The organism is Acinetobacter pecorum, from assembly GCF_014837015.1.
Taxonomy (GTDB): domain Bacteria; phylum Pseudomonadota; class Gammaproteobacteria; order Pseudomonadales; family Moraxellaceae; genus Acinetobacter; species Acinetobacter pecorum.
In genome coordinates this window covers 1-846 of sequence record NZ_JACSPT010000050.1, presented here as the reverse complement: position 1 = coordinate 846, position 846 = coordinate 1, and the positions used below count along the sequence as shown (strand labels likewise).

General features: G+C 38.4%; 1 protein-coding gene. It reads right to left on the bottom strand.

Features of this window, described 5'->3' with window-relative positions; genetic code table 11:
- Positions 1–13: 13 nt before the first annotated feature.
- A protein-coding gene (locus tag H9629_RS15295; RefSeq protein ID WP_373685564.1) for an IS5 family transposase occupies positions 14–765 on the bottom strand; the annotation gives its coding sequence in 2 pieces (ribosomal slippage) (positions 14–531 and positions 531–765; 753 coding nt in all).
- Positions 766–846: the final 81 nt, after the last annotated feature.

The following is an 846-nucleotide window of genomic DNA, read 5'->3' as shown; positions in this document are numbered from 1 at the left end:
CTAGGGTGTGTCCTCATTTGGCTTTGCACCAAATAAATATACAGGCTATACGAATCATAGATTTATAATTGCGTGCCAGTTTATCAAATCGAGTTGCAATAGCACGGAAATGTTTTAATCTCGCAAAAGCATTTTCAACTAAATGTCTTAATTTATATAGATATTTATCAAATTCCTTATTCGATCTCTTACTGTTTGATCTCAATGGAATAATGGGAATCATATTCTTGTTCTTGGCATATATTCTAATGTGCTCAGCATCATACCCCTTATCAGCAATGAGATAAGTTGCCTCGTCTACCGTATCAATCAGTTGTTTTGCAACTTGACTGTCGTGGACGTCACCCTCAGTGATTTTAAAATCAATCGGTAATCCATTCGCGTCGGTTGCAAGATGTATTTTTGTTGTTCGTCCACCGCGTGATTGTCCAATTGCTCTTTCGAAACCATGCCGAGCTCCACTTGCATGTTGATGCACGCGTATGTAGCTTCCGTCAATGAATACCCATTCTTGATCCAAGATGCCTCGTAATCTAAAAAAAATTTATCCCACAATCCCTTGCTTGCCCAACGATTAAAGCGATTGTAAGCAGTTTGCCAAGGACAAAATTCTTGAGGAATATCACGCCATGTGGCGCCTGTACGCAGTTTCCATAAGATCGCTTCCATGATATTTCTACTATTCTTTGAACAGTAACAACCGTGTAATCGCATAGTATCTTGAATTTGCTGCCAGATATCATCGGTGAGAAGAGTACGTGCCATTGAAAAAATATAGAAATCAAAAGAGCTTAAAGGAGGATTTTAAGTATTTAAAACCAATTTTTCAAATGAGGACACGCCCTA